The organism is Micromonospora globosa (assembly GCF_000717585.1).
Classification (GTDB): Bacteria; Actinomycetota; Actinomycetes; order Mycobacteriales; family Micromonosporaceae; genus Micromonospora; species Micromonospora aurantiaca.
Map to the genome: position 1 here is coordinate 1 of NZ_JNZR01000104.1, position 313 is coordinate 313.

1 pseudogene is annotated in these 313 nt (G+C 70.3%); it reads left to right on the forward strand.

Annotated features, from left to right (window positions below):
* Positions 1–313 (forward strand): annotated as a pseudogene (locus tag IF06_RS0131835) (hypothetical protein); the annotation flags it as partial.

Here is a 313-nt window from a genome sequence, read left to right on the forward strand (position 1 = left end):
CTTCCGCATCTTCCGCGTCGTCGACGGCGGCGACCTCACCCTCAAGGACCTCACCGTCAAGGGCGGCAACGCCAACGAGTTCAAGTACCCCGGCGGCGGTGGCCCCGCGCCGACGGCGCTCGTCCCGGACGGCAAGGACGACGACAAGCGGTTCGAGGGTGACGGCGGCGCGCTCCTGGTGGAGCGTGGCGGCAGCGCGCACCTGTCGAACGTGAAGCTCGTCGACAACAACGCCGAGGGCGACGGCGGCGCCATCGCCAACTACGGCCGCACCTGGCTCAAGGAGAGCAAGGTCGTCGGCAACCACGCCCAG